Source organism: Halobellus inordinatus (genome assembly GCF_024498335.1).
In the GTDB taxonomy this organism is placed as follows: Archaea; Halobacteriota; Halobacteria; order Halobacteriales; family Haloferacaceae; genus Haloquadratum; species Haloquadratum inordinatus.
Window position 1 is genome coordinate 1,079,942 of record NZ_CP101825.1, and the last position, 26,160, is coordinate 1,106,101.

Below are 26,160 nucleotides of genomic sequence, written 5' to 3' on the forward strand. Positions count from 1 at the left end.
TCGGAGACGGCGTCGCAACTCTGGGATCGCGGTGCCGAAAGAAGGATTTTTCAGAGAACTGCCGCAACCGAACCGGAATCAGCTGCCCGCTCGACCGCCAGCCTCCGTCCGCTACGTATGTGGTACGTCGACTTCTTACAGACGCTCGACGTTCTTCGCGCGCGGGCCCTTGTCGGCCTGCTCGATCTCGAACTCGAGTTCCTGACCCTCTTCGAGGTCCGGGCCGCCGATGTCTTCCATGTGGAAGAAGACGTCCTCGTCCGCGTCCTCGGTGGAAATGAAGCCGTAACCGCCTGTGTCGTTGAAGAAGTCGACAGTGCCGTTTGCCATTGCGACCGTACCGAATCCCCGCCGATGTATAACTGTTGTGCGACTCGTGGTACCACGCCGTGTGACCGAGAGCCTCCAGAACTGGACTCGCGGCCGCCCGGTGTTGCTGGCTCTCGTCTCTGTCTATAGTAGCATTTGCACGTCTTCACGCACCCGATCGCCCGACAGCGTGTGATCGGGTCGCAATCATAGGGATTATCGTAAGTCCGCATAGATTTCTCGCCGGACGGTACGGCGAGAATCTCCGAATAGTTACGATAATCCCTATCAGTCGCAAATGCTACTATAGTGGTCCGTCGTCCTCGCCCCCCGGGCAAGTCCGGAAAAATCGCAGCCCCCAGCACGTGTGATAATGATTACTCTCGTCACTTACCGCCGACCATCGCCACCGAGAGTGGCGCTCGGCGGTACACAGTGAGAGTAATCACTATGAGTCCTCGGAGCACCGACGCCCGATGTCGGGATCGATGACTGTTAAGTAGTGTCGTTTGGAGGGTACGATATGGTCGATCCGATCTCGGCGACGCTCGGAGCGTTGACGCTTGGTGTCAACGCCGCGAGTGCCTACCACCAGCGAAAGTCCATCGTGCCAGACGGGGGCGTCGACGAAATCGGCGGGGTCAAGGAGTTCTGGAGCGCCCATCGCCGAGACACGCTCGACACTGGGTCGTACGTTACAGTCGAGGGGACGCTGTCTCTGTACGCCCCGATGATTTTCGGGGATCCACGACTCATCAAGCAGCGACACTTCGAGTTCAGAGACGCCCTCTCGACAGACGCACCGACCAGTATCGACGCGCTCGTCAGCATCAGCTCCGGGCAACCGGTCGTCCGGCTGGAGCCGATGGAGGGCGTCTACTACGCGGGGCTGTACGAGGGGATCGGCCGAAATTCGATCCCCGTCTTCGTCGACGAAGGCCGCTTCGATTCGTGGCGCGCAGAGCGGACGAACGCCCGCAATCAGGTGTGGGACGTCGCGTTGACTGGCCAACTCGACGACCTGCCGACCGAGTGGGACGACTTCTTCTCTATCTTCGGACTCGACCAGGAAGCGCCCGAGTACGCCATCTACGTGCAGGACGACGCCACCTCGAACATCGAACACCGGGGCGAAACGAGCTTTTTCGAGGCCGACGTGTGGGCCGCCTACGAACACGGCGGCGATCGTGGGTGGATGACGCGGTGCCCCGACTTTGCCGACCGGACCGAGGTGAGGCAGGCGGTCGACGCGATCATCGACAATCTCGAAGCAGTCGAGGGAACGGTCGAACTGATTTCACAGTACGACCTCGTCGATCGACCACTCGGAACGAGCCCGGGTATCGATCAGACGTCGACGCACGTCCAGGAGATGTCGAACAGACGCGTCCGCGAGGACTACATCGACGAGGTATCCGCGCTCATCGACAGCTACACCTAGTCGTTCTCGGCTCTCCAGCCGGCTACCCGTAGGTCCGTTCGTCGAGGTCCTCTTCGATGTCGTACGCTTCGAGCAACTGATCACAGTAGTCGCGAATCGCCGCTATCGTCTCGGGTTCGTGTTGGTCCAACAGTTCCTCGAGGCTGGCCGGCAGGTCGCTCTCCGCTTCGACGTCGGGTGCCATAGCCGTACGTTCAGTGCGGATACACATAATATCGCGGGCAGCGTCACCGTGTTACACCCCAACAAACTACTATCTAGGCGGAGAAACGCTAGTTATGTACGAGACGATTCTCGCCCCCACCGACGGCAGCGACGGCGCCGAGAACGCCGTCGAACGAGCGATCGAGTTGGCCACCCTGTTCAACGCGGACCTACACCTGCTCTACGTGGCTGATTCCGAGCAGTTCTCTGCGGATAAACCGGAGGCGGAGATCGAAACGATGCTCGACGACCTCGAGGACGAAGGCCAACGAATCGTCGCAGATCTCGAAGCGCAGGCGTACAACTCCTCCGTGGATTACGTCGAGACTCACGTCGACCGAGGAACGCCCCACGAAAAGATACTCGAATACGTCGATACCCACGGGATCGAACTGGTCGTCCTCGGCACGCACGGCGAGAGCGGCTACGAAGCGGTCCATCTGGGCCACATCGCCCACGAGGTCGCCCGTCGGCTCGACGAGCCGCTCCTGCTCATCTGATACTGTCGGACAGAACTTGTAAAAATCACCGGCACACCGTGGGTGACAATATGATTCACGAACTTCTGTCCGACAGTATGAACTCCCGAAAGACTCGCTGCGCTCGTCTTCCGACTTCCCGCTCGCTCCGCTCGCGGGAACGGGGACAGCTCGACCTTCAGTCGAGTGCGGAAGCTGCTCGAATGGAAACCGTGTAGAAACTGGATGCCGCCTCCCGGATTGTGAACCTCGCCGAGACGTGCTCGCTCACTTCGTTCGCTGTGCGCGACTCGTCTGGTTCAAATCGCGGTCGGGAACATTTTCACTGCTCCCTTCGGTCGCAGGAAAATGCCGCCTCCCGGATTTGAACCGGGGACAGCTCGATCTTCAGTCGAGTGCTCTCCCAGTCTGAGCTAAGGCGGCGCGCACTTCGATCGAAGCCGAGTATATAAAAAAGGGTTTCGGATTGTCGCGCCGCCGCCGGTGTCGGTCGATTCGATTGCCCGACCTGCATCGTTTCCTGCATCGAACCCACCACCTCTGTAACGGCATTCGGACTCGTCGTCGCTGCCGTCACAAAATCTGATGGGCTCGGGCGGATTCGAACTAATCGAGAGACGGTCGCCTCGCTCCGCTCGACGCTGCGACTCTCTGAGTTCGATTCCTTCCTCAGTTCACGAATTCGTGCTCGCTGTCGCTCGCACAGAATTAGTGGGCTCGGGCGGATTCGAACCTCGGTCGCTCACTGCGTTCGCTCCCTGGTTCAGAATCCACCGCTCGGGACAGACTCGGCCCTCCCTACGCTCGGGCACTCGTATGGGCTCGGGCGGATTCGAACCACCGGCCTCTTCCTTGTAAGGGAAGCGTCATAACCAGCTAGACCACGAGCCCGTAGGCGACACCAGTCTGCACACGTGTATAAGATGAACGGTTTCCAATCCCGACGACGGAATCCTTACGCCGACTCGCTCGAATCCCAGCGTATGGTCGATCGGTCGACGCTCGGTACCGTCGCGCTCGCGCTCGCTGCCCTCCTCGCGCTCGGCATCGTCGCCGTCGCGATGAACCCCGGGCTGCTTCCGACCGGCGAGTACGAGCGGACGACAGTCACTGTCGTCGACGACGCGACCGGCGAGGCGCTCGCGTCGGTGAACGTCCGCGTCGCCGACACGGGACAGAAGCGTTACACCGGACTCAGCGACACCAACTCGCTCGGCCCGAACGAGGGGATGCTCTTCGTCCACGACGCCGACGAACAGCACGCCTACGTGATGCGTGAGATGGATTTCCCGCTCGACATCGCCTTCGTCGACGCTAACGGGACGATCACGACCATCCACCACGCCGAACTCCCGCCCGAGGGCACCTCCGGCTCGGACCTGACGCGCTACCGCGGCCGGGGCAAGTACGTGCTGGAAGTGCCGTACAACTACACCACAGAACACGGTATCGAGCCGGGCGATCGGATTCGAGTCGCGGGACGCTGGGGGCCGGCAGACGGGTAGCACTCCCGTCGTCGACGCACCGGCCCGGAACGAAAGGCCGAGGGTGACCGCGCCCGTCGGGGTTCGTATGGACGGCTCGCTCGACGGCCTCGATTCCCTCGACGGCTGGCAGGCCGAAGGCTACGCTGCGCGCGTTCACTACCGCGGCACCGACGACCACTACAGTATCGAGTTCTACGAACCCTCCGAGTGCGTCCTCTACTGGAAGGTGAAGGGCGACGGCGAGACCGCCGTCCCCGTCGGCCGGGAGACGGTTCCCGATCCACTCCGGAGGCGCGTTCGCGAGGACCTCGAAGCGGCAGGGATCGATCCCGACGTCGAACGCCGGTCCCTGTGAGCCTCCTCGAATACCGCTACGATCCAACCCTTTAGTACCGACGAGCCCTGAGACGCGATGATGGACTCCCTCGCGGACGAAGACGATCCCTTCGAGCGCCAGCGCGAGCGCGCGGAGAACCCGATGCGCCGACTCTTCGCCGAGTACGGCCGCGAGAACGCGTTTGCGTTCCTCATCGGGCTCGTTTCGAGCGTCGTCGCGCGAGTGCTCGATCTCCTGCCGCCGATCCTCCTCGCGGTCGCCGTCGACTCCATCTTCTTCGACGAGCGGCCGTTCTCGCTGTGGCTCGTCCCCGACGCGTGGCTGCCGGCGACGTCCGCCGAGCAACTCTATCTCTCTGCGGGGCTGATCGCCGTCGCCTTCTTCGGCGGCGCGGCGTTCCACTGGACGCGCAACTGGGGCTGGAACGCCTTCGCCCAACATATCCAGCACGCGATCCGGACCGACACCTACGACAAGATGCAGCGGCTGAATATGGACTTCTTCGCCGACAAGCAGACCGGCGAGATGATGTCGATCCTCTCGAACGACGTCAATCGCTTAGAGCGCTTCCTCAACGACGGGATGAACTCGGCGTTCCGCCTCGGCGTGATGGTCCTCGGCATCGCGGCGATCCTGCTGTACTGGAACTGGCAACTGGCGGCAATCACGCTGACCGTCGTCCCGCTGATCGGCTACTTCACCTACCGCTTCGTCCAGACGATCCAGCCGCAGTACGCCGACGTGCGCTCGTCGGTCGGGCAACTCAACTCCCGACTTGAGAACAACCTCGGCGGAATCCAGGTCATCAAGTCCGCGAACACGGAGGACTTCGAGTCCGACCGCGTCGACGACGTCTCCCAGGACTACTTCGACGCCAACTGGGGGGCGATCCGCACGCGGATCAAGTTCTTCCCCAGCCTCCGGATTCTCTCGGGCGTCGGATTCGTCCTCACGTTCCTCCTCGGGGGCGCCTGGGTGCTCACCTATCGTCAGACCGGCAGCGCGCCGCTGTTTTTCACCGGGGAACTCACGCCCGGCGAGTTCGTCGGCTTCATCCTCTTCACCCAGCGCTTCATTTGGCCGATGGCGCAGTTCGGCCAGATCATCAATATGTACCAGCGTGCGTACGCCTCCGCCGCCCGGATCTTCGGCCTGATGGACGAGCCATCCCAGATCGCGGAAGACCCGAACGCCGAGGACCTCGTCGTCGACGAGGGTCGCGTCGTCTACGACGACGTCACATTCGGTTACGGCGACGAGGAGGCGATCGTCGAAGACATCTCGTTCAGCGTCGACGGCGGCGAGACGCTCGCGTTAGTCGGGCCGACCGGGGCTGGCAAGTCGACCGTGCTCAAACTGCTCCTCCGGATGTACGACGTCGACGAGGGATCGATCTCGATCGACGGAACCGACATCCGCGACGTCACGATCCCGAGCCTCCGGCGCTCGATCGGCTACGTCAGCCAGGAGACATTCATGTTCTACGGCACCGTCGAAGAGAACATCCGCTATGGGACGTTCGGCGCGACCCACCAAGAGGTCGTCGCAGCCGCGAAGGCCGCCGAAGCGCACGACTTCATCCAGAACCTCCCCGATGGCTACGACACCGAGATCGGCGAGCGCGGCGTGAAGCTCTCGGGCGGCCAGCGCCAGCGGCTCTCGATCGCTCGCGCCGTCCTCCGCGATCCCGAGATCCTCGTACTCGACGAGGCGACTTCGGACGTCGATACCGAGACAGAAATGCTCATCCAGCGGTCGCTCGACCGCCTGACCGAGCACCGAACGACGTTCAGCATCGCGCACCGGCTCTCGACGATCAAGGACGCCGACCAGATCGTCGTCCTCGAAGACGGCCGTATCGCCGAACGCGGCGACCACGAGGAGCTGCTGGCGAACGACGACCTCTACGCGCACCTCTGGGGCGTCCAGGCCGGCGAGATCGACGAACTGCCCGAGGAGTTCGTCGAGCGCGCCAGCCGCCGCGCCTCGCGAACGAGCGTCGAAAGTGACGCCGACGACTGAGTCAACCTTTCGCTCTCGCCCCCGCCAGTCCCTCGATCCTTACTCCAACTCAGCCCGCAGCGCCTCGTTCATCGCGTCGACCGGCGCGTCGCGTCCGGTCCAGCGCTCGAACGCCTCGACGCCCTGGAACAGGAGCATCCACGCGCCGTCGATGGTCGTCGCGCCCACCTCGGCGGCTTCCCGGAGCAATCGCGTCTCGATCGGCGCGTAGACCGCGTCGAGCACGGCGAGGTCAGCGTGGAGATGGTCGACTGGAACGGGGGTTTCGCCCACGTCGGGTTCCATTCCGACGCTCGTCGCGTTGACGAGCAGATCGGCGTCGGCGACGCGGTCAAGTGTGTCGAGGCCGCCGGCCGTCGCGCCGGGCACGTCGGCCGCGAGCGACTCCGCGCTCTCGACTGTCCGGTTCGCGATGTGGACCGACGCCCCGGCGTCCGCGAGCGCAAACGACGCGGCCCGCCCGGCCCCGCCTGCACCGACGACGACCGCGTCGCGACCGTCGATGACGACGCCGTGGTGCGCGAACGAGCGTTCGACTCCGGCGACGTCGGTGTTGTACCCCCGCGGCGTCTCGTCGGAGAAGTCGATCGTGTTTACCGCGCCGACGCGGCGGGCGACGTCGTCCGATTCGACCGCGTCGAGGACGTCCTGCTTGAACGGGATCGTGACGTTCAACCCCGCGATTCCGAGCGTCTCCGCGGCCGCGACGGCCTCCGCAGCGGCGTCGCGGTCGGGTTCGAAGGTGACGTAGCGCGCGTCGATCCCGAGCGCCTCGTAGGCCGCCTCGTGCATCGGCGGCGACAGCGAGTGCTCGACCGGATTCCCCAAGAGTCCGTATACATCCATACCCACGCGTCGCCACGCGATCGAATTAAATGGTCGCCCGGCGGCCAGTCTCGCGCGTCTCCGGCGGCGTCGCGGCCGCGCTCACGCTGTCGCTATCACTGATACTATCGGACAGCAGTTCGTGAATGATGTTGGCACCCACGGGATGCCGATACTTTTCACATCGTTCTGTCCGACAGTATGAACCGCAAGAGATAGGCGGGGCAAGCGGCCACTTTGAGTGATGACTTCGCGCTTACGCCACCCGCTCACCGCCGTCGCGGGGGGCGTCGTGTTGACGCTCCCGTGGGTCGTCGCGTGGGCGACGGGACTGGCCGACGGCTTCGCGCCGCTCTCGATCGTCGGCGTCAGCGGCCTCGCCGTCCTCGGGGCGTCCTTCCTCCTCGCGTGGGGGGCTGAGACGGCTGAGAAAGACGTGCCGCGGGCGTTCGCGCTGGCCGTTCTCGCCGTTCTCGCCGTCGCCCCCGAGTACGCCGTCGACGCGCTGTACGCCTGGCAGGCGGCGACCGACCCGGCGAAGGCGAACCTCGCGGTCGCCAATATGACCGGCGCGAACCGCATCCTCATCGGTCTCGGCTGGTCCGGGATCGCGCTGTTCTCGATCTACAAAGCGACCGCCAGCGGCCGTGACGATGGGAGCGTCGTCAACCGTGAGGGCACGCTCCGCGACGCCGTGAAACTCGATCCGAGCATCTCGACGGAGATTCTCTTCCTCTTTTTGGCTACGATCTTCGCCTTCTTCGTCCCGCTCAGCGGCGGTATCGACATCGTCGACACGGTCGTCCTCGTCGGTCTCTACGTCACCTACATCGCGATCATCGTCCGCGGTGACGTCGACGACCACGACGAACAGGTCGGCGTGCCGGCGTACTTCCAGTCGTATCCCCGGAAGGTCCGCGTCCCCATCGTCCTCACGCTGTTCGTCTACTCCGGCTTCCTGATCATCACCGCGGTCGAACCGTTCGCGCACGGACTGGAGCGACTGGGACTGCAGTACGGTATCCCGGAGTTCTTTATGATCCAGTGGATCGCGCCGCTGGCGTCTGAGAGCCCCGAACTCATCGTGACCGCCTACCTCGTGAACAAGGCGCGGGCGACGGCGGCGTTCAACGCGCTCATCTCCTCGAAGCTGAATCAGTGGACGCTCCTGATCGGGACGCTTTCGGTCGTCTACAGCATCTCGCTCGGCTCCTACGGCGTCTTGCCGTTCGAGTTCAAGCAGGCGGCCGAAATCTGGCTCACCGCCGCACAGAGCTTCTTCGCGCTCGCGGTCCTCGTGAACTTCCGGATCAGCGTCCGCGAGGCGGTGACGCTTCTCGTCCTGTTCGTCTCGCAGGTCGTCATCGAGTTCGCGCTCATCCGAGTCTATTCGGAAGCGCTCGCGGAGACGTACTCGATCTACCTGCTCTTGGCGTACTCGGTCGTCTACGTCGTGCTCGCCGCCGGACTCCTCACCAGCCGTCGGCGTGACCTCCAGCGGCTCGCCAAACTCACCGTCGCCAACATCCGCGGGACGCCGATGCCGGAACCGGAGCGCGCGGACTGAGCGACGAAGCGTCCGCCTTCCCGCCGCTCCGAGAGTTTTTATACCGAGCGGCGACCACTCCCGGTCGTGATCGGACTGGTCGTCAGCCGCGCCGACTCCGCCTCGGTCGCGATCGGCGAGGCACTCCGCTCGCTCGTCGAGTGGGAATCGCACAAAGACACCGCGCGCAGCGACGCCGACGGTGGTGGGACGTACTACCGCTACGAGGACTTCGAGCTCCGGGAGTTCGACGCCTGGCACCTCGAACTCGACGGCGTCGCGGCCGCCTTTTCGGAACAGCCCGCTTTCGTCGCCTTTCTCTCGCGGCACTCGGGTGATACCGGTCCGCTCCTGACAGCGCACTTCACGGGGAACTTCGGCCCGGCCGAACACGGCGGTGAACCGGGCGAGCTGGCTCGCACGTGTCCGAACGCCCAGCGAGCGGTCGTCGAGGCGTTCGACCGCCACGCGCCCGAGGGCTACGACGTCGGCATCGAGTGCACGCACCACGGCCCGAGCGACGTCGGCGCCCCTTCCCTGTTCGTGGAACTCGGCAGCAGCGAGACCGAGTGGGACGACCCCGAGGGTGCCGCGGCCGTCGCCCGCGCAGTGCTTTCGCTTTCGGGGACGGCTCCGGACGCAACGCGGTCCGTCGACGCTGCCCCGACCGGCGGCGCCGACTCGGGCCACGAACCGCGCCAGATCGTCGGATTCGGCGGTGGCCACTACGCACCCCAGTTCGAACGGGTCCTCCGCGAGACGGACTGGGCGATCGGCCACATCGGTGCCGACTGGGTCCTCCAGTCGATGGGCGCCCCCGAGGCGAACGCGGCGGTCGTCGACCAGGCGTTCGAGCAGTCGGCGGCGACACGCGCGCTCGTCGCCGCCGACGATCCCGAACTCGAAGCCGTCATCGACGACCTCGGCTACCGCGTCGTCGGCGAGACGTGGCTCCGCGTCACGACCGGCGTCGACCTCGACCTCGTCGAAACCCTCGAAGCAGCGCTCTCGCCGATCGACGCCGGACTTCGGCTCGGGACCCCGGCGAGAGACGCCACCGACGACGTGGCCGACCGCGACGCCTTCGACGTCGTCTCGCTCCCCGACGACCTCCTCGCGGAGGCCTCGGGCATCGACCAGGCGGCGACGATGGAGGCCGCAAGCGCCACGCTCCTCGCCTTCGAGACGGTCGAAGGCGGGACGAAACCCCAGGAGAACGCCGCTGTCGACGACGCCAGCGCTCTCGACGCGCTCGCTGACGCGCTCGCTTCCATCCTCGAATCGAAGTACGACGAGGTCCGCAGGGAGGACGGCCGCGTCGTCGCGACGCGAGAGACGTTCGACCCGGCGGCGGCAGCCGAGTTGGGCGTCCCGGAGGGGCCGGCCTTCGGCCGACTGTCCGCGGGCGAGACCGTGGAGGTCGACGGGCGCGAGGTCACGCCCGCGGAGGTCCACGCCGAGGAGACCGTAACGTTCCCGGTCGGCAGCGCGCCCCGGCCGACGAACTCGCCGTAGTCTGCGCGTCGCATTCGACCTCATACGGCCGCCGATTCCTGACCGCTTCGCCCATCGATCCCTGGTCGATCTGACTGTCGACTCCCAGCGGATCATCCCCTCGCCCCCGGGAACTCCGCCGAACCCCCTCGTCAAGCCACCTGAGCGTCAGACGCGCGTCCGACGAAAGGGGGAAAGATAATTAGGCTGTATTCGGTACGAATGGCCATACTATGGACTCCATCGTCGACGATGCGATAGACGAGGCCGAGGAGACGGGGGATGGGAACGCCGTCGACGCACCCACGGGCGGGGAGATGCCCCGCACCGGAACGATGACCGACGAGGAACTGCAGGAAGTCCTCGTCGACCTCCAGACTGACATCACGGTCGTCGGCTGCGGCGGCGCCGGCGGCAACACCGTCAACCGAATGCACGAAGAGGGCATCGAGGGCGCGACGCTGGTCGCCGCCAACACCGACGTCCAGCACCTCGTAGAGATCGAAGCCGACACGAAGATCCTGATGGGCGAACAGAAGACGCAGGGCCGCGGCGCGGGCTCGCTCCCGCAGGTCGGCGAGGAAGCCGCCTTAGAGTCCCAAGAGGAGATCTACGACTCGATCGACGGCTCGGATATGGTGTTCGTCACGGCCGGGCTCGGCGGCGGGACCGGCACCGGCTCGGCCCCGGTCGTCGCGAAGGCTGCTCGCGAGTCCGGCGCACTCACCATCGCCATCGTCACGACGCCGTTCACCGCCGAGGGCGAGGTCCGCCGAACCAACGCCGAAGCGGGGCTCGAACGCCTCCGCGACGTCGCCGACACCGTCATCGTCGTGCCGAACGACCGCCTGCTCGACGCGGTCGGCAAACTTCCGGTTCGCCAGGCGTTCAAAGTCTCCGACGAGGTGCTGATGCGCTCGGTGAAGGGGATCACCGAACTCATCACAAAGCCCGGGCTGGTCAACCTCGACTTCGCCGACGTGAAGACCGTGATGGAGCGCGGCGGCGTCGCGATGATCGGCCTCGGCGAGTCCGACTCCGAATCGAAGGCCCAAGACTCCGTCAAGAGCGCGCTCCGCTCGCCGCTCTTGGACGTCGACATCTCGGGGGCGAACTCCGCGCTCGTAAACGTCACCGGCGGGTCGGATATGAGCATCGAGGAGGCCGAGGGCGTCGTCGAAGAGATCTACGACCGGATCGACCCCGACGCACGGATCATCTGGGGGACCTCCGTCGACGAGGAGATCGACGGCACGATGCGGACGATGATCGTCGTCACGGGCGTCGAATCGCCGCAGATCTACGGCCGCAGCGACGACGACGAGGCCCAACCCCAACCGCAGGCCCCGCCACAGGGACAGGCCGGCGGCGCCGAGATCGACTACGTCGAATAGCGACCCTATCCCCGTCGCGTGGTTCCGTCTCTCGGGACCCTCGACTGTTGGTTCCGTACTGCTGCTCTGGGACTTCCGGTTTTTTGCTTCATCACTTCCCTCCAGTGCTGCCGCAGCGCGAAGCGGGCATCAATAGATAGAAAAAGCCCGGCATACAAGCTACGGCACAACGATGGACGTCAAGTACGACCTGACCAGCTACGTGCGGGTGCTGAAGCTGGCGAGCACCCCCTCGTGGGAGGAATTCTCACAGATTGGTCTCATCGCCGGCGCCGGCATCGTTCTCGTCGGCTTCCTGGGCTTTCTCATCTACGCGGTGATGAGCTTCCTCCCGGGGGGTGTCTGACGTGCCGATCTACTCGGTGAAGACGACCGCCAGCCAGGAGCGGACGGTCGCCGATATGATCGCCAACCGCGAGGAACCGGAGATCCACGCCGTGTTAGCTCCGGACTCGCTCACGAGCTACGTGATGGTGGAATCGGACAACGATGCCGTGATCACGCGCGTTCTCGAGGAGATTCCGCACGCTCGCGGCCTCGTCAAGAGCGGCGGGGAAGCCGGCCGCTCCTCGATCGCGGAAGTCGAGCACTTCCTCTCGCCGACGCCGGACGTCGAAGGCATCGCCGAGGGCGACATCGTCGAACTGATCGCCGGTCCGTTCAAGGGCGAGAAGGCTCGCGTCCAGCGGATCGACGAGACGAAAGACCAGGTCACAGTCGAACTCTACGAGGCGACGGTTCCGATTCCGGTCACCGTCCGCGGCGACCAGATCCGCGTCCTCGACAGCGACGAGCGCTGAGCCGTTTTCCCGCCGGTCGGTAGTGTCCACGTCGTCGTGAGAGCGGCCTGTGCGCAGTCGAGACGCGAAAACGGGCACTGGGTCGCAGTGTCAGGAGGGCGACGGCGACGACGATCCCGGCGTCTGCGGACGGGACCTGGCGAATACGGATGGGGGCGCTCCGGCGACGCTCACAGCGCGTCGCGCCGTTTGAGTTCTTCGACGACGTCCCGGAGGTTAGCTTCGTCTTCGATATCTGCCTTGATGTCTTCGCGGACGCGCACGGCCGTCGAATCTGCGTCGTAGGCGCGCACGTACTCCGCTCGGGAGTGTTCCTCGAAGGCGTGTCGGATCGCGAAGTAGCCGTCCGGGACGATGCTGCCACAGACCGTACACTCGTGGCGGGCGTGTTCCACCGTCTGGTGGATGATCGCGGACTCGACGTCCTCGAAGCGCTCCCCACAGTCGCCGATGCCGCACTTCCACAGGGACATATCGGAACGCACGCACAGGTCCGACAAAACCGTTCCGCAGCGGATGAGAAATAGAAATCACTAACCCGGCGCCGTGCAGACCGACGGACGTGACCGACACGGCCGCGTCCGGACCGGACCAAACGAGTGACGCCGATTCGAACGTGGCGGCAGCCGTACGCACCGACGGCGGCGCGGCGACGACTACCCGAGTCGACCCTCACGTGAAGATCCTGAACGAGCGCGTCGTCGCTCGTGCGAAGGCACGCGGCCTCGACGCCTTAGTGTACGCGCCGCATTTCGTCCGCCTGCCGACGATCCGCGAGCGCGCGGAACGCTTCTCGGACGACGACCTGCTCGTCGTCCCCGCCCGCGAGGTGTTCACCGGTTCCTGGCGGAATCGGAACCACGTCCTCGCGATCGGGCTCTCCGAACCGGTCCCGGACTTCATCTCGCTCGACGGCGCGCTCGCGGAGTTCGACAGACAGGACGCGGCCGTGCTCGTCCCCCACCCGAACTTCCTCAACGTGAGTCTCGACCGCGAGACGATCGCAGCCTTCGCCGAGCGAATCCACGCCGTCGAGACGCACAACTTCAAGGTGCCCTCGCGGCAGAACCGCCACGCTCGAACCCTCGCGAACGACGTCGGTCTCCCGGGGTTCGGCTCCTCGTACGCCCACCTCCGCGGCAGCGTCGGCGAGGTGTGGACGACGTTCGAGCGCGCGATCGACTCCGCGACCGACCTCGTCGACGCGCTCCGAGAGCAAGCGCCCCGTCGCGTTCTCCGGCGCAGCGGCCTCGCTCACTCCGTTCGCGGACTGACCGAGTTCGCGCATCTGGGCTATGAGAACTCCTGGGGGAAGATCGACCGACTGTTTCTCTCGGGAATGGAGCCAACCCATCCGGGACACGTCGCCTACGAAAATCGATTCGACGACGTCAGAGAGTACTGACCTCCGTCTCGGAGACCGGTTCAGTGCTGTTCGTTCACAGTCCGATGAAGACCCCGAACGTGTTCGTCGCCTCCGCCAGCGACGTGTCGAGCGCGAAGACGTAGTTGTGGACGAGCGCGAGCAACACCAGTTCGAGCACTGTCACGAGGACCGTCACTCGGATCGCCCAGCTGCTCGACGTCGCCACGCCGGTCGGGAGGTCGTACTCGGTTGCCGAAAACGGGTAAAAGAGCGCGATCCCGCGCTTCGAGCCGACCATATCGAGGAGGTAGTGCGTCGCGACCCCGATCCAGACGAACTGGAGGTTCCCGAAGACGTAGGGAAACGCGAGGAAGATGGCCAGGATCGGCAGATTGTGCAGCGTCTTTCGGTGGCGGCCGAACGCGGTGTCGACGTCGGGAAAGAGCGCGCCGAGGACGACCGGCAGCGACAGTTCCGCGACCGACCAGGCGGTGTCGCTGGCGAGCGTCACGGCGGCGTCGACCGTGACGGCCCCGCTCTCTCCCCCGACGAGCGGTCCCGACGTCGGATCCACCGAGAGAATCACCCCGAGCCCGATCGCGAGGATCGCCCCGTTCAGCACGTGCCCGTCTTTGTTCATCGGCTGTGAGTCTGCGTGCCGCCCCTACAAACGTTGTGTCTCATCGAGCGCCGCGCCGTCGGCCACTTTCTCACCCCGTCAGACCGTCCCGACTACGCCTCCACGGCGACGAGGATTGTTTCGAGCGCCTGCCGTGCGATCTGCTCTTTGATCTCGGTTCGACCGCCGTCGAACTCGTAGCGCTCGACGCGCGTGTAGGACTCCCCTGTTCCCCACTCGCCCTGATAGGCGACGCCGATGAAGACGGTCCCGACCGGCTTCTCTGCCGTGCCGCCGTCCGGCCCGGCGATCCCGGTGGTCGAGATTCCCCAGTCGGTCCCGGCGGTGTCGCGGACGCCGGCCGCCATCTCGTGGGCCACCGGCTCTGAGACCGCCCCGTGTTCGTCCAGCGACTCCCGTGAGACGCCGAGCGCAGTCAGTTTCGCGTCGTAGGAGTACGTCACCAGCGAACGGTCGAAGTAGTCCGAAGAGCCGGGGATGTCGGTCAGGAGCGACCCGATCAGGCCGCCCGTGCACGACTCGGCGACGGCGACCGTCTCGCCCGTCTCGCGGAGGGCGTCGCCGACGCGGACTTCGACCGGGGGATCGGATGCGAACTCTCGCATACCCGTGTGGTGGGCGGCGAACAGTAAAGAACGCCCGCACGGCGCGGTCGAAAAACACACCCTTCTCGCATCCGTCGCCGCAGACGAGATGACAGAGACGGACGACGCGTACGACGAACCGCTCTTCTACCGCGTCATCCAGTACGCCGTCGCCGCCGACCGCGACGTCGTGACGATGGTCTCGGGCAACCCCGACTGGGGACCACCGGAGGCGCTCCGAGATGGACTCGAATCCTACGCCGACAGCGACCCGCGAGACTTCCAGTACCCGGCGAGCGAGGGGCTCGGTGCGCTTCGCGAGGTGATCGCTGAACGGCGGAACGTCGACGAATCGCGGCTGGTCGTCACCAACGGCGCGGCCGAGGCGAACTACCTCGCGATGGCGGAGGCGATAGAGCGTGGGTCGGGCTCGGAGTTCCTCCTGACCGACCCCGTCTACCCGTACTACCCGGGGAAGGCGACGATGCTCGGCGGCGACGTGACGCGCGTGCCCGTCCACGACGACGGCCACGTCGACGTCCCGGGGATGCGCGAGGCGGCCTCGTCCGACACGGCGATGATCGTGCTCAACACGCCGAACAACCCCACCGGCACCGTCTACAGCCGCGACGCCGTCGCCGAAATCGCGGACGCCGCTGCCGAGCACGACGCCCTCCTCCTCGTCGACGAGGTGTACGACCACTTCGACTTCACCGGACGCTTCGAGAGCGCGCTCACGCTCGACCGCGAGCACGTCGTCGTCACTTCGTCGTTCTCGAAGTCGATGGGGATCACGGGCTTTCGCGTCGGCTACGGCGTCTTCCCCGACCACCTCGTCGGCGACGCGAGAGCGCGGCATATGCTCGTCAACGTCACCGGGAGCCGCCCCGCGCAGGCGGCCGTCGCCAACGCCTTACAGGAGACGCCTCCGTCGTACTACGAGTCCGTCCGCGACACGCTCCGCGAGCGGATCGACGCGTTCACCGACGCGCTCGACGCGGCCGGCGCGGACTACACCACCCCGGAGGGCGCGTTCTACGTCCTGGCGCGCTTCGAGGACTTCCCGGGGACGATGGCGAACGTCGAGCGGCTGATCGACGAGGCCGGGGTCGCGGGGATGCCCGGCGAAGCGTTCGGCGAGGCCTACGACGACTGGATCCGCTTTGCGCTCTGTACCGACCGGGCGGCGGAGGCGGCGGACCGACTCGCCGCGTATTTCGACGACCGCTGAAGGCTGCGGGCGGTGCAAGCGTACGCTGAGCGGACCGCGTTGGCTCGGGCGACTCTCGCATCCGCCGACCGAGAAGTACACAAGTCCGCATCTCGTCCCCCCTCGTATGTCGAGTATCGACGTCGACGCCGCCGACGAGGGCGACGACGCGCGTACCGAGAGCGACTCGCCGGAGGAGAGCCACGACCACACCGTCGACGTCGAGGCGGTCGATCACGTCGACCCGATCGAAGACGCCGAGGACGCGACGGGGCTGCCCGACCAGGTCGACGCTCCCGACTACGTCCTCTACGGCGGGAAGGGGGGAGTCGGCAAGACGACGATGGCGGCCTCGACGGCGCTCGCCTCCGCGGCCGCGGGCACGGCTACGCTCGTCGTCTCTACGGACCCGGCGCACTCGCTGTCGGACACGCTCGACGTCGACGTGCCGGCCGAGCCGACGCGGATTCGCGAGGACATCCCGCTGTACGCCGCCGAGATCGATCCGGACTCGGTCGTCGCCGGCCCGTTCGGCGGCGAGGGCGGACCGGGGGCGGCCGGATCGGGCGCTGCGGGCGATGCGGGCGCAGGAGCCGGGTTCGGATCTGACGCCGACGCCAGCAGCGGATTCGATCAGAACGCGGACGTCGAGGACAACCCCTTCGCCGGCGGCGACGCGGCGGGCGCGGGGGCGTCGCCCTTCGGCGACCTCGGCGGGATGGAGGACCTCATCGGCGGCGCGATGGGTCCGGGGTCGATGCCCGGCGCCGACGAGGCGGCGGCGATGCAGCAACTGATGGAGTACCTCGACGACCCCCGATTCGACCGGGTCGTCGTCGACACCGCACCCACGGGGCACACGCTCCGACTGCTCGAACTCCCGGAACTGATGGACTCGATGGTCGGCCGCATCGCGAAGTTCCGCCAGCAGTTCTCGGGGATGATGGAGGGCGTCAAAGGAATGTTCGGGATGGGCAACGAGGAGAACGCCGCCGCGCCCGACCTCGACGAACTCCGCGAGCGGATCGAACGCCTCCGGACCGTCCTGCGCGATCCCGCGAAGACGGACTTCCGCGTGGTGATGATTCCCGAGGAAATGAGCGTCGTCGAATCCGAGCGCCTCGTCGAGCGCCTCGACGGCTACGGCATCCCCGTCCAGACGCTCGTCGTCAACCGCGTGATGGAGGACCTCGCTGAGGTGACGAGCGCCGACGTCGACGACCGCTGGGTGGTCTCGCCGGACTTAGAGCACTGTGAGTTCTGTCAGCGTCGCTGGCAGGTCCAGCAGGACGCCATCGGTCGCGCGACCGAACTGTTCAGGAGTCGGGACGTAAAGCGCGTGCCGCTTCTGGCCGAAGAAGTGCGCGGCGAGCGGGCGCTCCGCGTCGTCGCGGCGTGTCTGGAGTAGCGAAACGCGCAGAACCGCACGCTAGAGCTTTCTGAGGTACCGGTAGGCGGTGTCGAGCCACCGCGCAGGGAGGTGTCGCGCCAGCACCGAGATCCGCGCGGCCGTCCCGGGCTGATACCGGGGTCGTGGCTTCGTCGAGGAGGCGGCGTCGAGGATGTCCTCTGCGACGCGCTCGGCCGAGATTGCGCCGAGTCCGCCGCCGCCGATCAGTTGCGTGTCCGAGAAGAGTTCGTAGAACGACTCGTACGCGCCCGAGCGTTCGATTCCCGGGATGTCGTCGGCGTCGTCGTCGCCTCTGTCCCCGTCGTCGCCGTGGACCTCACGCTCGACGCGGTCTGTGAACTGCGTCTCGACCGGGCCGGGTTCGACGACGACGACGTCGATGCCGTACTCGTCGACCTCGTTGCGGAGCGCGTCGCTCATCGCTTCGAGCGCGAACTTCGACCCCGCGTAGATGCCGCCGCCGGGGAACGAGACTCGCCCCGCCGCGCTGGAGACGTTCACGACGGTGCCGTCCTCCTGTTCGCGCATATGCGGGAGGACCGCGCGAAGCAGTCGATGCGGCCCGTAGACGTTCACCTCGAACTGCCGGTGGACCTGCTCGGTGGGGACGTCTTCGACCGGCCCCATCTGCCCGAAGCCGGCGTTGTTGACGAGACAGGAGACGTGACCCTCCTCTTCGATGATGCGGTCGACTACGCGGTCGACGTCGTCTTGGTCGGTGACGTCCAGGGTGGCGATGTTGCAGCCCTTCTCACCGAGCGTCTCGATGTCTGCTGGGTTGCGGGCCGTGGCGTAGACGCACCAGTCCTCCTCGAGGAAGGCGAGCGCCGTGGCGCGGCCGATGCCGGACGAACAGCCGGTGATGAGGACCGTCTTCGGATGCACGATCCGAGCAACGACCCGCGCGGTGTTAATTGTGTGCGGTTCACGGCAGGCCGCCCGCCCCGGTGCGCGCCGGCGTCGGTCCGTTGCCACACGCTTAACTTTCTGCCCGGGGTGGTCCGAGTATGCGATTCGATCGACGGTCCGGGGTCTTCCTCCACGTCACCTCCCTGCCCGGCCCACACGGCATCGGCGACCTGGGCCGCGGCGCCCGCACGTTCCTCGATTGGCTCGCGGACGCAGCGCAGTCGTATTGGCAGTTCTGCCCGGTCGGCCCGACGGCGTCGGTCCACGGCGACTCGCCGTACCAGGCGTACTCCGCGTTCGCGGGGAACCCGCTGCTCGTCAGCCTCGACCGACTCGTCGACGCCGGGTATCTGGAAGAGGCGGACCTCGAACCGGTCCCCTCGTTCCCGGCGCACGACGTCGAGTACGACCGCGTCCGCGAGTACAAAACCGGGAAGTTGCGGCTCGCGGCCGAGCGGTTCCACGCCGACGCGGACGACGCCGACCGCGAGGCGTTCGCGGCGTTCCGCGAGCGCGAGTCGGCCTGGCTCGACGACTACACGCTGTTTATGGCGTTGCGGACGCGGTACGACGGCGCGTGGACGTCGTGGCCCGAACCGATCCGGACGCGCGACCCGGACGCGCTCGCGACCCACCGCGAGGAACTGGCCGACGAGGTGGCCTACCGCGAGTTCGTCCAGTTCGTCTTCGATCGGCAGTGGCGTTCGATGCGAGAGTACGCCAGCGAGCGCGGCATCGACCTCGTCGGCGATCTCCCCATCTACGTCGCGCTCGACAGCGCCGACGTCTGGGCGAACCCGGAGGCGTTCGATCTGACCGACGACCACGAGCCGGCGGCCGTCGCCGGCGTCCCGCCGAACCCCGGCGACGAGGGCCAGCGCTGGGGGAATCCCGTCTACGACTGGGACGCGCTCTCGGAGACCGGATACGACTGGTGGCTCGCGCGACTCGAACGCCTCCTCGAACTCGTCGACGTCACGCGTATCGACCACTTCAAAGGCTTCGACGAGTACTGGGCGATCCCCGCCGACGCCGAGTCGCCGGCGGCTGGCGAGTGGCGCGACGCGCCGGGCGTGGACTTCTTCGAGACCGTCGAAGCGGAACTCGGCGAACTGCCGTTCGTCGTCGAGGATCTCGGGTTCCTCGATCAGGGGCTCGTCGACCTCCGCGAGCGCTTCGACTTCCCGTCGATGCGCGTGCCTCACTACGCCGACTGGTGCCGCGAGGGCGATATGTACCAGCCGATGCACTACCCCGAAAACAGCGTCGGCTACACCTCGACGCACGACACGAACACCCTCGTCGGGTACTACGACGCGCTCCCGCCGCGCCAGCGCGACTGCCTTGAGTACAACATCGGCGCGGACGGCTCGGAGATCCACTGGTCGATGATCGAGGCAGTCTGGCGCTCGGACGCCGTGCTCGTCTTCACGACGATGCAGGACGTCCTCGGCCTCGACAAACACGCGCGATTCAACCGCCCGGGAACCGCGCTGGGCAACTGGACGTGGCGCTGCACCGACGAGGCGTTCGAAGACGACACCGCGGCGCGGCTCGCGCGCGCCACCGACGAGCACATCCGGAACTGAGCACTACGCTCCCCGCCGCCCAGTTCCCACCCGCTCCTCGACGCATCGAAACCCCGATACGCGCCTGGGCCGTCCACTGTCTCGATGACGTTCGAATCCGGCGCGATCCCGCTCTCCTCGATCCCCGGGCCGTTCGATCTCCAGGCGACGCTCGAAAGCGGCCAGTCGTACCTGTGGGACCGCGCCGACGGACGGATGTACGAGTCGATGGACGTCTACGGCGGCGACGCGTGGTACGAGACGGTCGTGCCGCCGGTCGACGGCGTCACCGACGAGGACGTCGTCGTCCGCGTCCGCCAGCGCGACGGCGACCTGGAGTGGGAAGCGACGACCGACCCCGTGCCGCTTTTGACGCACCTCCTGCGCCTCGACGACGACCTCGACGCGATCTACGCGGCGACGCCCGACGACGACCTCATCGAGCGCGCCTACGACGCCTACCGCGGGATGCGACTCGTCCGCGACCCGCCGTTTCCCTGTCTCGTCTCGTTCATCTGTTCGGCGCAGATGCGCGTCTCGCGGATCCACGGGATGCAGATGGCGCTCGCCAGTGAGTTCGGGACGCACCACGATGTCGACGGCGAGGCCTTCGAGGCGTTCCCGACGCCTGCGCAGTTGGCCGCACAGAGCGAGGACGACCTCCGCGACCTGAAACTCGGCTACCGCGCGCCCTACGTACAGCGGACCGCAGCGATGGTCGCCGGCGGAGAGGCTCACCCCAGCGAGGCCGTCGGTCGCGACTACGAGGACGCCCGCGAGTATCTGACGCAGTTCGTCGGCGTCGGCGACAAGGTCGCAGACTGCGTGTTGCTGTTCTCGCTCGGCTATCTGGAGGCGGTCCCACTCGACACTTGGATACAGGGCGCCATCGCCGAGCACTTCCCCGAGTGCGACCGCGGCAACTACACCGAGACGTCGCGCGCCCTCCGCGAACGTCTCGGCGGCGAGTACGCCGGTTACGCCCAGACGTACCTCTTTTACTACCTCCGCGCTCGCGGCGACGACTGACCGGCGATCGGTTTGATCGGATATTGGTATCGATCGGCGAACCTTTGATGCCACGGGCGACCGTACTATCCTGTATGGACTGCAGAGTCGTCGTCGAGGCCGCGATACCGGTGTACGACGTGACGACGCCCGACGAGGCGATTCGGATCGCCATCTCGAAGACGGGAGAGATGCTGAATCCGGATCTGAGCTACGTCGAGATCTCGATGGGCTCGCGCACCTCGCCCGACGGCGAGGAACTCCCGCCAGCGTTCATCGCGGCCGACGAGGCGCTCGTCGCGCTGGAACTGGAGATGACGGTCTTCAACGTCGAACAGGAGGAACACGCCTCCCGGATCGCCCGGAAGGAGATCGGCCAGCGGCTCGAAAACGTCCCGCTGAAGGTTCTCTCGGTCGAGTCCGTCGAGGAGGGTGACGAGACCGACGAGGACGCGACAGGCGAGGACGAATCCAACGAGCACGGCAGAAACGGCGCGGACTCCGAGACCGAAGACAGATCGACCGACGATTCGGCAGACGACGACCTCATCCCCGAGTTCGACGACCTCGTCGAAGACGGCTGATCGGCGTTGCGGACGGGTGGCCGCGCGGTTCTTCTCTCTAGGTACGTATCCGTGACAGCCGACAGTATCGTGAGGCTGCAGTACTCACCGCGAGATATGGTGAACGAGACGCTGTACGATCGACTCGGCCAACGCGAGGGGATTCGCACCGTCGTCGACGACTTCTACGACCGACTCGTCGCGGACGAGGACATAGGCCCGTTCTTCGAGGACGCTGACGTCGAACGTCTCCGACAGACACAGACCGACTTTCTGTGTGAGGCCGCAGGTGGACCCGAAACGTACGACGCCGCCCCGATCCGCGAGGCGCACCTTCACGTCCCGTTCACTGAGGAGCATATCGAGCGCGCTATCGAGCACCTCTCGGACAGTCTCGACGCGTTCGACGTTCCGGAAGACGACGCCGCGAAAGTCGTGCAGGCCGTCGCGGCGTACGAGGAGGAGTTACTGGCGCGCGCGGACCGGTGAGCAGGCGGCTACAGACGCGATCGTAGGTAGATCGGATGCGACGCGCGTGGGTGCGCCGGCGGACGACGGCCCCGTGTGTCGCTGTGGCTATCGCTCTGAGACGTGGTGTGCGGAGGATGCGGCGAGTCGTCGGGGGTCAGTCGGCGGCGGCTGCGACGCGGTCCTGCTCGACTTCGTCCATCGAGGAGGTGATTCCTTTGACTAGTTTAAAAACGGCGGCTTTGTGATCGGTTTTCGACTTGTGAATCGAGGTCGGTCGGACGCCGAGTTCGTTGTATGCTTCGAGCGAAACTTCCTCGTCTTCCCACGCTTCGACCTGTGTGTGTACTTCCGCAAGCAGGCCGTGAAGGTGGATGAGCTCCTGCTTCTTCATGAGCAAAAGTCTGTTGAGACTCGAAGAATATATTACTATCCTGAGTCTCGTTAACACGGACCTGCCGAATATCCCGATGAAACGCCCCAAATCGACCGATTTCAGGTCGACAATGATGAAGGATTCCGGGACGGCCCACCGATTATCCGGTTATTGTTGGACAAGTGTCATTGATCGTTATACTGTTCTATACATCAGGGCCGTAAAAAGTGTTTCTAGAGAAACACGAACCACGACAGGATCGACAGTATATGAACGCTTTACACGACGCGGCCCCATAACGAGGGTATGGACTACGACGATCAACTCGACCGCGCACTCGACCAGTCGCCCGACATCGCCGAAGGTGGAGACCGGTTCGAGGTCCCGGATCCGGAGGTCCGCCAGGAGGGCAACGCCACGGTCTGGGAGAACTTCGAGTCGACGCACGACCGGCTCGCGCGCGACCCGGATCATCTGGTCCGGTTTCTGCAGTCGGAGCTCGGGACGAGCGCGCAGATCGACGACCGCGGCCGCGCGCGCTTCACGGGCGACTTCAAACAACGGCGGGTCGCGGAGGCGCTCGAAACGTACGTCGACGACTTCGTCACGTGCAGCGAATGCGGATCGCCGGACACGCGACTCGTCGAAGAGCGCGGCACGACGATGCTGAAATGCGACGCCTGCGGCGCGCTCTCGACGGTTCCTGACCTCTGATACGGTCGCGAGGACGGACCTGGGTCGCCCCGAGGTCCGTAGCACGATGCCAGTCGCGTCTGCCGCGGGCCGTCGGCACAGCCTGCTGCTTCACTCGAACTGTTTTACGGTGTCGAGGTCGCGTTCGGTCCGCATAAACTCCGCGAGCCGACGGGTCGCACCGCAAGAAGAGCACGTATAGTTTTCACGGTGATTGGGTAGCGACGTCGGCTTCGCCTCCCAGCCTTTCCCGCATTCAGGGCACAGCAGTCGGACAAACGCTTCGACCATAGCCCAATCGACTCCCGGTACGTCAATAAAGGTTGTTGCGCCGGTACCGTCGACGGCCGAATAGCTGCTCGACGGGGGCTGTCTCGGGCCGCTCGACGGGAACCGTCCCGGGCCGTTCGTCCGCGTGGACGATTTGACCCGTTCCCTCTCTTCCCGATTCGCTACGTCCTCCCTCGGCGCTGCGTCGTCGCCTACGCGAGCATCCCCGGGTCGTCGACCTCGAGGAGCTCTTTGTACCGGTTCCGGATCGTGACCTCGGAGACGTCGGCGACCTCGCTGACCTGGCTCTGGGTCACCTTCTCGTTGGTGAGCAGGGCGGCCGCGTAGACGGCCGCGGCCGCGAGGCCGACCGGCGACTTCCCCGAGTGGATCGCGGCCTGCTTCGCGTTTCGGAGCAGCTGTCGCGCCTGTCGTTCGGCCTCGTCCGAGAGGCCGAGTTCCGAGGCGAACCGGGGGACGTACTGTTCGGGGTCTGCGGGCTCGACTTCCAATTTGAGCTCACGGACGACGTAGCGGTACGTCCGAGTCAACTCCATCTTGTCGACGCGCGAGACGCGCTCGATCTCGTCGAGCGAGCGGGGCGTCCTGGCCTGTCGGGCCGCGGCGTACAGCGCGGCGGTCGCGACGCCCTCGATCGAACGGCCGGGAAGTAGGTCCTCGCTCAGCGCGCGGCGGTAGATGACCGACGCGGTCTCCCGGACGTTCTCCGGGAGGCCGAGCGCCGAGGCCATCCGGTCGATCTCGCCGAGCGCCTGTTTGAGGTTGCGCTCTTTCGAGTCGCGCGTGCGGAAGCGCTCGTTCCACGTGCGGAGGCGTTGCATCTGCTCGCGCTGTCGCGACGACAGCGAGTTGCCGTAGGCGTCTTTGTTCTGCCAGCCGATGTTGGTCGACAGCCCCTTGTCGTGCATCAGGTTCGTCGTCGGCGCGCCGACGCGAGATTTGCGGTCGCGCTCGGCGCTATCGAAGGCCCGCCACTCGGGGCCGCGGTCGATCGAGCCCTCGTCGACGACGAGGCCACAGTCCGCACAGACCGTCTCGCCGCGGGCTTCGTCGGTGATGAGCGTGCCGCCACACTCCGGGCAGACGTGCTCTTCTGCTTCGGTCTCTTCTTCGTGAGCGTGCTCTTCGTGCTCGCTCTCGGTGCGTTCTCCGTCGGTTCGCGTTTCAGTATTGTGGGTTGTCACTTGTGTATCGTCCTCGCGTTCGTCCGCTTGCCGTGTGCTGCGGCCCGCTACGTGCTCTCTGGTGCGTGTATCACTCATGATGGGGAGGGAGGTTCGTTCGCGACCGGGAGGAATAAGAGAGAACCCGGCCCGAACTGACCTTACTATCTGTAAGTACCCGAAGTATTTAAATATTTTGGCGGCTGAAAGCCGATTATTCACGATCTTTGAGCCCCAATACGTGCATATTAGCCCTCAAACGACCTGCCACTGGTGGCCCGCCAAGGCTATATATACGTTCCGAAGGTTTCGGGGGGCCGTCGCTCAGAGCCAGCCCTCTCGCCGAAAGTGAACGAGCAATATTGCCGTGACCAGTCCCATTCCGCCGACGACTGCGGGATAGGCGTACGGCCACGTCAGTTCCGGGAGGTTCGTCGCGTGATCGCCGAAGTTCATCCCGTAGACGCCGACGACGAACGTCAGCGGGATGAAGATCGTCGCGACGACAGTCAGCCGCTTCATCACGTCGTTCGTCGATTGAGAGACGACGTTGAGGTAGATGTCGCGCGTTCCACGCGTGAGATCCCGGTACGTCTCGGTGAGATCGACGATCTCGACCAGGTGGTCGTAGACGTCGCGGTAGAACTTCTCTGTCGGTTCGCTGACGCGCTCGACGTCGCCACGCGCCAGCACCCCGACCGCCTCCCGCATCGGCCAGACGACCTTCCGGAACGAGAGCAAGTCCCGCCGGACGGCGTTGAGCCCCTCGATGAGTTCCTCGTCCGGCGTCGAGAGGATCGCCTCCTCGATCTCTTCGATCGTGTCGCCGACGGTGTCGAGCAGGTCGAAGTAGTCCTCGACGGCGTGGTCGATCACGCGGTAGGCCGCGAAGTCCGGCCCCTGTTTCAGCGTCCGACCCTCCTGATTCTCGACGGACTGCCAGACGTCGGAGACGACGTCGACGTGCCCGGTTTCGGCCGTCACCGTCACGAGCCAGTCGCTGCCGAGAAACAGCCCGATCGGCTGCGTCCGGATCTCTTCGTCGAACGTCGTCTCGCCTCGTTCGAGCGCGACCGTCTTCACTAACACGAACGTGTGGCCCTCGAACTCTGCGGTCTTCGGCCTGACGTCGCCGCGAACGTCCTCCATCTCCAGCGGGTGCAACGAGAACGCCTCGGCGACCATCTGCTCTTCCTCCCGTGTCGGCGCACTCACTCGGACCCACGTCGTTCCGGGGGCTTCGCGTGCCGCTCGGAGGTCCGATTCGCTCTCGATCGTGTGGTGGTCGACCCGCCCGACGTCGTAGACGATCGCCGAGATCACGTCGTCCCACTCCCGTCGTAACTGATGGCGTAGAGCGTCACACCGACCATCACGCCGACGATCGTCACCGAGCGCCCCGGATACGGCGCGGCGACACCGACCGCGTACCCGACGAGAGCGAGCGCGGTGAGCGAGATTCCGATCAGCCGCGTTCGTCGCATAGCTGACACTCTCGGAGCGAGGACAAAAGCGTTGTTCGGGTCAAAAGCGGATACGGTGCGCGCTCCGGCGTCGTCATACTGTCAGACA

Annotated in this window: 30 protein-coding genes and 2 tRNA genes; 18 read left to right on the forward strand and 14 right to left on the reverse strand. The window is 65.6% G+C overall.

Annotated features, from left to right (window positions below; all coding sequences use genetic code 11):
• Positions 1 to 135: 135 nt before the first annotated feature.
• Positions 136 to 330, reverse strand: a complete 195-nt coding sequence (locus NO362_RS05500; protein ID WP_121568930.1) for a cold-shock protein — start codon at positions 328 to 330, stop codon at positions 136 to 138.
• A gap of 502 nt (positions 331 to 832) precedes the next feature.
• Here NO362_RS05500 and NO362_RS05505 point away from each other — a divergent pair.
• A complete protein-coding gene (locus tag NO362_RS05505) occupies positions 833 to 1,750 on the forward strand; it encodes a hypothetical protein (protein ID WP_256546416.1) in 918 nt (305 codons plus the stop codon).
• A gap of 22 nt (positions 1,751 to 1,772) precedes the next feature.
• On the opposite strand, the gene NO362_RS05510 is transcribed toward NO362_RS05505, so the two are convergent.
• The gene (locus NO362_RS05510) at positions 1,773 to 1,934 is read right to left on the reverse strand and encodes a hypothetical protein (RefSeq protein ID WP_256287816.1); all 162 of its coding nucleotides are present in this window, start codon (positions 1,932 to 1,934) and stop codon (positions 1,773 to 1,775) included.
• A 94-nt stretch (positions 1,935 to 2,028) separates the two neighbouring features.
• Between NO362_RS05510 and NO362_RS05515 the strand changes: the two genes are divergently transcribed.
• Positions 2,029 to 2,454 (forward strand): universal stress protein, encoded by a 426-nt coding sequence (locus tag NO362_RS05515; protein ID WP_256546417.1) that lies wholly within the window; start codon positions 2,029 to 2,031, stop codon positions 2,452 to 2,454.
• 328 nt (positions 2,455 to 2,782) lie between these two features.
• Here NO362_RS05515 and NO362_RS05520 read toward each other — a convergent pair.
• Positions 2,783 to 2,856: transfer RNA gene (locus NO362_RS05520), tRNA-Phe, on the reverse strand.
• A 394-nt stretch (positions 2,857 to 3,250) separates the two neighbouring features.
• Positions 3,251 to 3,324: transfer RNA gene (locus tag NO362_RS05525), tRNA-Val, on the reverse strand.
• Between the two features lie 92 nt (positions 3,325 to 3,416).
• On the opposite strand from NO362_RS05525, the gene NO362_RS05530 reads away from it, so the two are divergent.
• The 3 genes from NO362_RS05530 (at position 3,417) to NO362_RS05540 (ending at position 6,279) form a co-directional block, all read left to right on the forward strand.
• A complete protein-coding gene (locus NO362_RS05530; protein WP_256546418.1) occupies positions 3,417 to 3,938 on the forward strand; it encodes a DUF192 domain-containing protein in 522 nt (173 codons plus the stop codon).
• A 67-nt stretch (positions 3,939 to 4,005) separates the two neighbouring features.
• Positions 4,006 to 4,275 (forward strand): DUF7538 family protein, encoded by a 270-nt coding sequence (locus tag NO362_RS05535; protein WP_256546419.1) that lies wholly within the window; start codon positions 4,006 to 4,008, stop codon positions 4,273 to 4,275.
• A 60-nt stretch (positions 4,276 to 4,335) separates the two neighbouring features.
• Entirely contained in the window at positions 4,336 to 6,279 is a 1,944-nt protein-coding gene (locus NO362_RS05540; protein WP_256546420.1) for an ABC transporter ATP-binding protein, read from the forward strand.
• 39 nt (positions 6,280 to 6,318) lie between these two features.
• On the opposite strand, the gene NO362_RS05545 is transcribed toward NO362_RS05540, so the two are convergent.
• Positions 6,319 to 7,125: a shikimate dehydrogenase gene (locus NO362_RS05545; protein ID WP_256546421.1), complete on the reverse strand. Its 807-nt coding sequence runs from the start codon at positions 7,123 to 7,125 to the stop codon at positions 6,319 to 6,321.
• A 223-nt stretch (positions 7,126 to 7,348) separates the two neighbouring features.
• Here NO362_RS05545 and NO362_RS05550 point away from each other — a divergent pair, with 223 nt between their 5' ends.
• The 5 genes from NO362_RS05550 (at position 7,349) to NO362_RS05570 (ending at position 12,338) form a co-directional block, all read left to right on the forward strand.
• On the forward strand, positions 7,349 to 8,671 hold the full coding sequence (locus NO362_RS05550; RefSeq protein WP_256546422.1) for a calcium:cation antiporter family protein: 1,323 nt from the start codon (positions 7,349 to 7,351) through the stop codon (positions 8,669 to 8,671).
• Positions 8,672 to 8,737: 66 nt separating this feature from the next.
• Positions 8,738 to 10,165 (forward strand): D-aminoacyl-tRNA deacylase, encoded by a 1,428-nt coding sequence (locus tag NO362_RS05555; RefSeq protein WP_256546423.1) that lies wholly within the window; start codon positions 8,738 to 8,740, stop codon positions 10,163 to 10,165.
• A gap of 212 nt (positions 10,166 to 10,377) precedes the next feature.
• Positions 10,378 to 11,538: a cell division protein FtsZ gene (gene ftsZ, locus NO362_RS05560; RefSeq protein ID WP_121568921.1), complete on the forward strand. Its 1,161-nt coding sequence runs from the start codon at positions 10,378 to 10,380 to the stop codon at positions 11,536 to 11,538.
• A gap of 172 nt (positions 11,539 to 11,710) precedes the next feature.
• Complete coding sequence (locus tag NO362_RS05565) at positions 11,711 to 11,884, forward strand: protein translocase SEC61 complex subunit gamma (protein ID WP_103992772.1); 174 nt, start codon at positions 11,711 to 11,713, stop codon at positions 11,882 to 11,884.
• A gap of 1 nt (position 11,885) precedes the next feature.
• A complete protein-coding gene (locus tag NO362_RS05570; protein ID WP_121568920.1) occupies positions 11,886 to 12,338 on the forward strand; it encodes a transcription elongation factor Spt5 in 453 nt (150 codons plus the stop codon).
• Between the two features lie 170 nt (positions 12,339 to 12,508).
• On the opposite strand, the gene NO362_RS05575 is transcribed toward NO362_RS05570, so the two are convergent.
• Positions 12,509 to 12,811, reverse strand: coding sequence for a DUF7565 family protein (locus NO362_RS05575; RefSeq protein ID WP_121568919.1), 303 nt, complete (start codon positions 12,809 to 12,811; stop codon positions 12,509 to 12,511).
• A gap of 143 nt (positions 12,812 to 12,954) precedes the next feature.
• Between NO362_RS05575 and NO362_RS05580 the strand changes: the two genes are divergently transcribed.
• Entirely contained in the window at positions 12,955 to 13,743 is a 789-nt protein-coding gene (locus NO362_RS05580; protein ID WP_256546602.1) for a PHP-associated domain-containing protein, read from the forward strand.
• Positions 13,744 to 13,777: 34 nt separating this feature from the next.
• On the opposite strand, the gene NO362_RS05585 is transcribed toward NO362_RS05580, so the two are convergent.
• Positions 13,778 to 14,344, reverse strand: a complete 567-nt coding sequence (locus NO362_RS05585) for a metal-dependent hydrolase (RefSeq protein WP_256546424.1) — start codon at positions 14,342 to 14,344, stop codon at positions 13,778 to 13,780.
• A 92-nt stretch (positions 14,345 to 14,436) separates the two neighbouring features.
• Positions 14,437 to 14,949, reverse strand: a complete 513-nt coding sequence (locus tag NO362_RS05590) for a CinA family protein (RefSeq protein ID WP_256546425.1) — start codon at positions 14,947 to 14,949, stop codon at positions 14,437 to 14,439.
• Between the two features lie 88 nt (positions 14,950 to 15,037).
• Between NO362_RS05590 and NO362_RS05595 the strand changes: the two genes are divergently transcribed.
• Positions 15,038 to 16,159, forward strand: coding sequence for a pyridoxal phosphate-dependent aminotransferase (locus tag NO362_RS05595; protein ID WP_256546426.1), 1,122 nt, complete (start codon positions 15,038 to 15,040; stop codon positions 16,157 to 16,159).
• A gap of 106 nt (positions 16,160 to 16,265) precedes the next feature.
• On the forward strand, positions 16,266 to 17,546 hold the full coding sequence (locus NO362_RS05600; RefSeq protein WP_256546427.1) for an ArsA family ATPase: 1,281 nt from the start codon (positions 16,266 to 16,268) through the stop codon (positions 17,544 to 17,546).
• 21 nt (positions 17,547 to 17,567) lie between these two features.
• Here the strand turns inward: NO362_RS05600 and NO362_RS05605 are convergent, their stop codons facing one another.
• The gene (locus tag NO362_RS05605; protein WP_256546603.1) at positions 17,568 to 18,434 is read right to left on the reverse strand and encodes an SDR family oxidoreductase; all 867 of its coding nucleotides are present in this window, start codon (positions 18,432 to 18,434) and stop codon (positions 17,568 to 17,570) included.
• A gap of 122 nt (positions 18,435 to 18,556) precedes the next feature.
• On the opposite strand from NO362_RS05605, the gene malQ reads away from it, so the two are divergent.
• The 4 genes from malQ to NO362_RS05625 all read left to right on the forward strand — a co-directional run bounded on the left by malQ (position 18,557) and on the right by NO362_RS05625 (position 22,086).
• Complete coding sequence (gene malQ, locus NO362_RS05610; RefSeq protein WP_256546428.1) at positions 18,557 to 20,047, forward strand: 4-alpha-glucanotransferase; 1,491 nt, start codon at positions 18,557 to 18,559, stop codon at positions 20,045 to 20,047.
• Between the two features lie 84 nt (positions 20,048 to 20,131).
• Positions 20,132 to 21,055 (forward strand): DNA-3-methyladenine glycosylase family protein, encoded by a 924-nt coding sequence (locus NO362_RS05615; protein ID WP_256546429.1) that lies wholly within the window; start codon positions 20,132 to 20,134, stop codon positions 21,053 to 21,055.
• 74 nt (positions 21,056 to 21,129) lie between these two features.
• Positions 21,130 to 21,618, forward strand: coding sequence for a DUF555 domain-containing protein (locus NO362_RS05620; protein ID WP_256546430.1), 489 nt, complete (start codon positions 21,130 to 21,132; stop codon positions 21,616 to 21,618).
• A gap of 96 nt (positions 21,619 to 21,714) precedes the next feature.
• Entirely contained in the window at positions 21,715 to 22,086 is a 372-nt protein-coding gene (locus NO362_RS05625; protein ID WP_256546431.1) for a group I truncated hemoglobin, read from the forward strand.
• 136 nt (positions 22,087 to 22,222) lie between these two features.
• On the opposite strand, the gene NO362_RS05630 is transcribed toward NO362_RS05625, so the two are convergent.
• Positions 22,223 to 22,459 carry a UPF0058 family protein gene (locus tag NO362_RS05630; protein ID WP_121568910.1) on the reverse strand — a complete coding sequence of 79 codons (237 nt, stop codon included), beginning with the start codon at positions 22,457 to 22,459 and terminating at the stop codon, positions 22,223 to 22,225.
• A 288-nt stretch (positions 22,460 to 22,747) separates the two neighbouring features.
• Here NO362_RS05630 and NO362_RS05635 point away from each other — a divergent pair, with 288 nt between their 5' ends.
• Positions 22,748 to 23,155, forward strand: coding sequence for a translation initiation factor IF-2 subunit beta (locus tag NO362_RS05635; protein ID WP_121568909.1), 408 nt, complete (start codon positions 22,748 to 22,750; stop codon positions 23,153 to 23,155).
• Positions 23,156 to 23,245: 90 nt separating this feature from the next.
• Here the strand turns inward: NO362_RS05635 and NO362_RS05640 are convergent, their stop codons facing one another.
• The 4 genes from NO362_RS05640 to NO362_RS05655 all read right to left on the reverse strand — a co-directional run bounded on the left by NO362_RS05640 (position 23,246) and on the right by NO362_RS05655 (position 26,072).
• Positions 23,246 to 23,425, reverse strand: coding sequence for a DUF7836 family putative zinc-binding protein (locus NO362_RS05640; RefSeq protein WP_121568908.1), 180 nt, complete (start codon positions 23,423 to 23,425; stop codon positions 23,246 to 23,248).
• Between the two features lie 191 nt (positions 23,426 to 23,616).
• On the reverse strand, positions 23,617 to 24,687 hold the full coding sequence (locus NO362_RS05645) for a transcription initiation factor IIB (protein ID WP_256546432.1): 1,071 nt from the start codon (positions 24,685 to 24,687) through the stop codon (positions 23,617 to 23,619).
• Positions 24,688 to 24,912: 225 nt separating this feature from the next.
• On the reverse strand, positions 24,913 to 25,911 hold the full coding sequence (gene corA / locus NO362_RS05650) for a magnesium/cobalt transporter CorA (RefSeq protein ID WP_256546433.1): 999 nt from the start codon (positions 25,909 to 25,911) through the stop codon (positions 24,913 to 24,915).
• On the reverse strand, positions 25,908 to 26,072 hold the full coding sequence (locus tag NO362_RS05655) for a hypothetical protein (RefSeq protein WP_256546434.1): 165 nt from the start codon (positions 26,070 to 26,072) through the stop codon (positions 25,908 to 25,910). Before NO362_RS05655 ends, corA begins: the two co-directional genes overlap by 4 nt.
• Positions 26,073 to 26,160: the final 88 nt, after the last annotated feature.

Coding starts and splice junctions, on each gene's coding strand:
- NO362_RS05500 (WP_121568930.1), bottom strand. CDS start 330: ATGGCAAACGGCACTGTCGACTTCTTCAACGACACAGGCGGTTACGGC.
- NO362_RS05535 (WP_256546419.1), top strand. CDS start 4,006: ATGGACGGCTCGCTCGACGGCCTCGATTCCCTCGACGGCTGGCAGGCC.
- NO362_RS05645 (WP_256546432.1), bottom strand. CDS start 24,687: ATGAGTGATACACGCACCAGAGAGCACGTAGCGGGCCGCAGCACACGG.
- NO362_RS05540 (WP_256546420.1), top strand. CDS start 4,336: ATGGACTCCCTCGCGGACGAAGACGATCCCTTCGAGCGCCAGCGCGAG.
- ftsZ (WP_121568921.1), top strand. CDS start 10,378: ATGGACTCCATCGTCGACGATGCGATAGACGAGGCCGAGGAGACGGGG.
- NO362_RS05545 (WP_256546421.1), bottom strand. CDS start 7,125: ATGGATGTATACGGACTCTTGGGGAATCCGGTCGAGCACTCGCTGTCG.
- NO362_RS05615 (WP_256546429.1), top strand. CDS start 20,132: ATGACGTTCGAATCCGGCGCGATCCCGCTCTCCTCGATCCCCGGGCCG.
- NO362_RS05630 (WP_121568910.1), bottom strand. CDS start 22,459: ATGAAGAAGCAGGAGCTCATCCACCTTCACGGCCTGCTTGCGGAAGTA.
- NO362_RS05550 (WP_256546422.1), top strand. CDS start 7,349: ATGACTTCGCGCTTACGCCACCCGCTCACCGCCGTCGCGGGGGGCGTC.
- NO362_RS05635 (WP_121568909.1), top strand. CDS start 22,748: ATGGACTACGACGATCAACTCGACCGCGCACTCGACCAGTCGCCCGAC.
- NO362_RS05515 (WP_256546417.1), top strand. CDS start 2,029: ATGTACGAGACGATTCTCGCCCCCACCGACGGCAGCGACGGCGCCGAG.
- NO362_RS05595 (WP_256546426.1), top strand. CDS start 15,038: ATGACAGAGACGGACGACGCGTACGACGAACCGCTCTTCTACCGCGTC.
- NO362_RS05530 (WP_256546418.1), top strand. CDS start 3,417: ATGGTCGATCGGTCGACGCTCGGTACCGTCGCGCTCGCGCTCGCTGCC.
- NO362_RS05565 (WP_103992772.1), top strand. CDS start 11,711: ATGGACGTCAAGTACGACCTGACCAGCTACGTGCGGGTGCTGAAGCTG.
- NO362_RS05585 (WP_256546424.1), bottom strand. CDS start 14,344: ATGAACAAAGACGGGCACGTGCTGAACGGGGCGATCCTCGCGATCGGG.
- NO362_RS05625 (WP_256546431.1), top strand. CDS start 21,715: ATGGTGAACGAGACGCTGTACGATCGACTCGGCCAACGCGAGGGGATT.
- NO362_RS05575 (WP_121568919.1), bottom strand. CDS start 12,811: ATGTCCCTGTGGAAGTGCGGCATCGGCGACTGTGGGGAGCGCTTCGAG.
- NO362_RS05640 (WP_121568908.1), bottom strand. CDS start 23,425: ATGGTCGAAGCGTTTGTCCGACTGCTGTGCCCTGAATGCGGGAAAGGC.
- NO362_RS05590 (WP_256546425.1), bottom strand. CDS start 14,949: ATGCGAGAGTTCGCATCCGATCCCCCGGTCGAAGTCCGCGTCGGCGAC.
- NO362_RS05620 (WP_256546430.1), top strand. CDS start 21,130: ATGGACTGCAGAGTCGTCGTCGAGGCCGCGATACCGGTGTACGACGTG.
- NO362_RS05600 (WP_256546427.1), top strand. CDS start 16,266: ATGTCGAGTATCGACGTCGACGCCGCCGACGAGGGCGACGACGCGCGT.
- NO362_RS05510 (WP_256287816.1), bottom strand. CDS start 1,934: ATGGCACCCGACGTCGAAGCGGAGAGCGACCTGCCGGCCAGCCTCGAG.
- NO362_RS05655 (WP_256546434.1), bottom strand. CDS start 26,072: ATGCGACGAACGCGGCTGATCGGAATCTCGCTCACCGCGCTCGCTCTC.
- NO362_RS05505 (WP_256546416.1), top strand. CDS start 833: ATGGTCGATCCGATCTCGGCGACGCTCGGAGCGTTGACGCTTGGTGTC.
- malQ (WP_256546428.1), top strand. CDS start 18,557: ATGCGATTCGATCGACGGTCCGGGGTCTTCCTCCACGTCACCTCCCTG.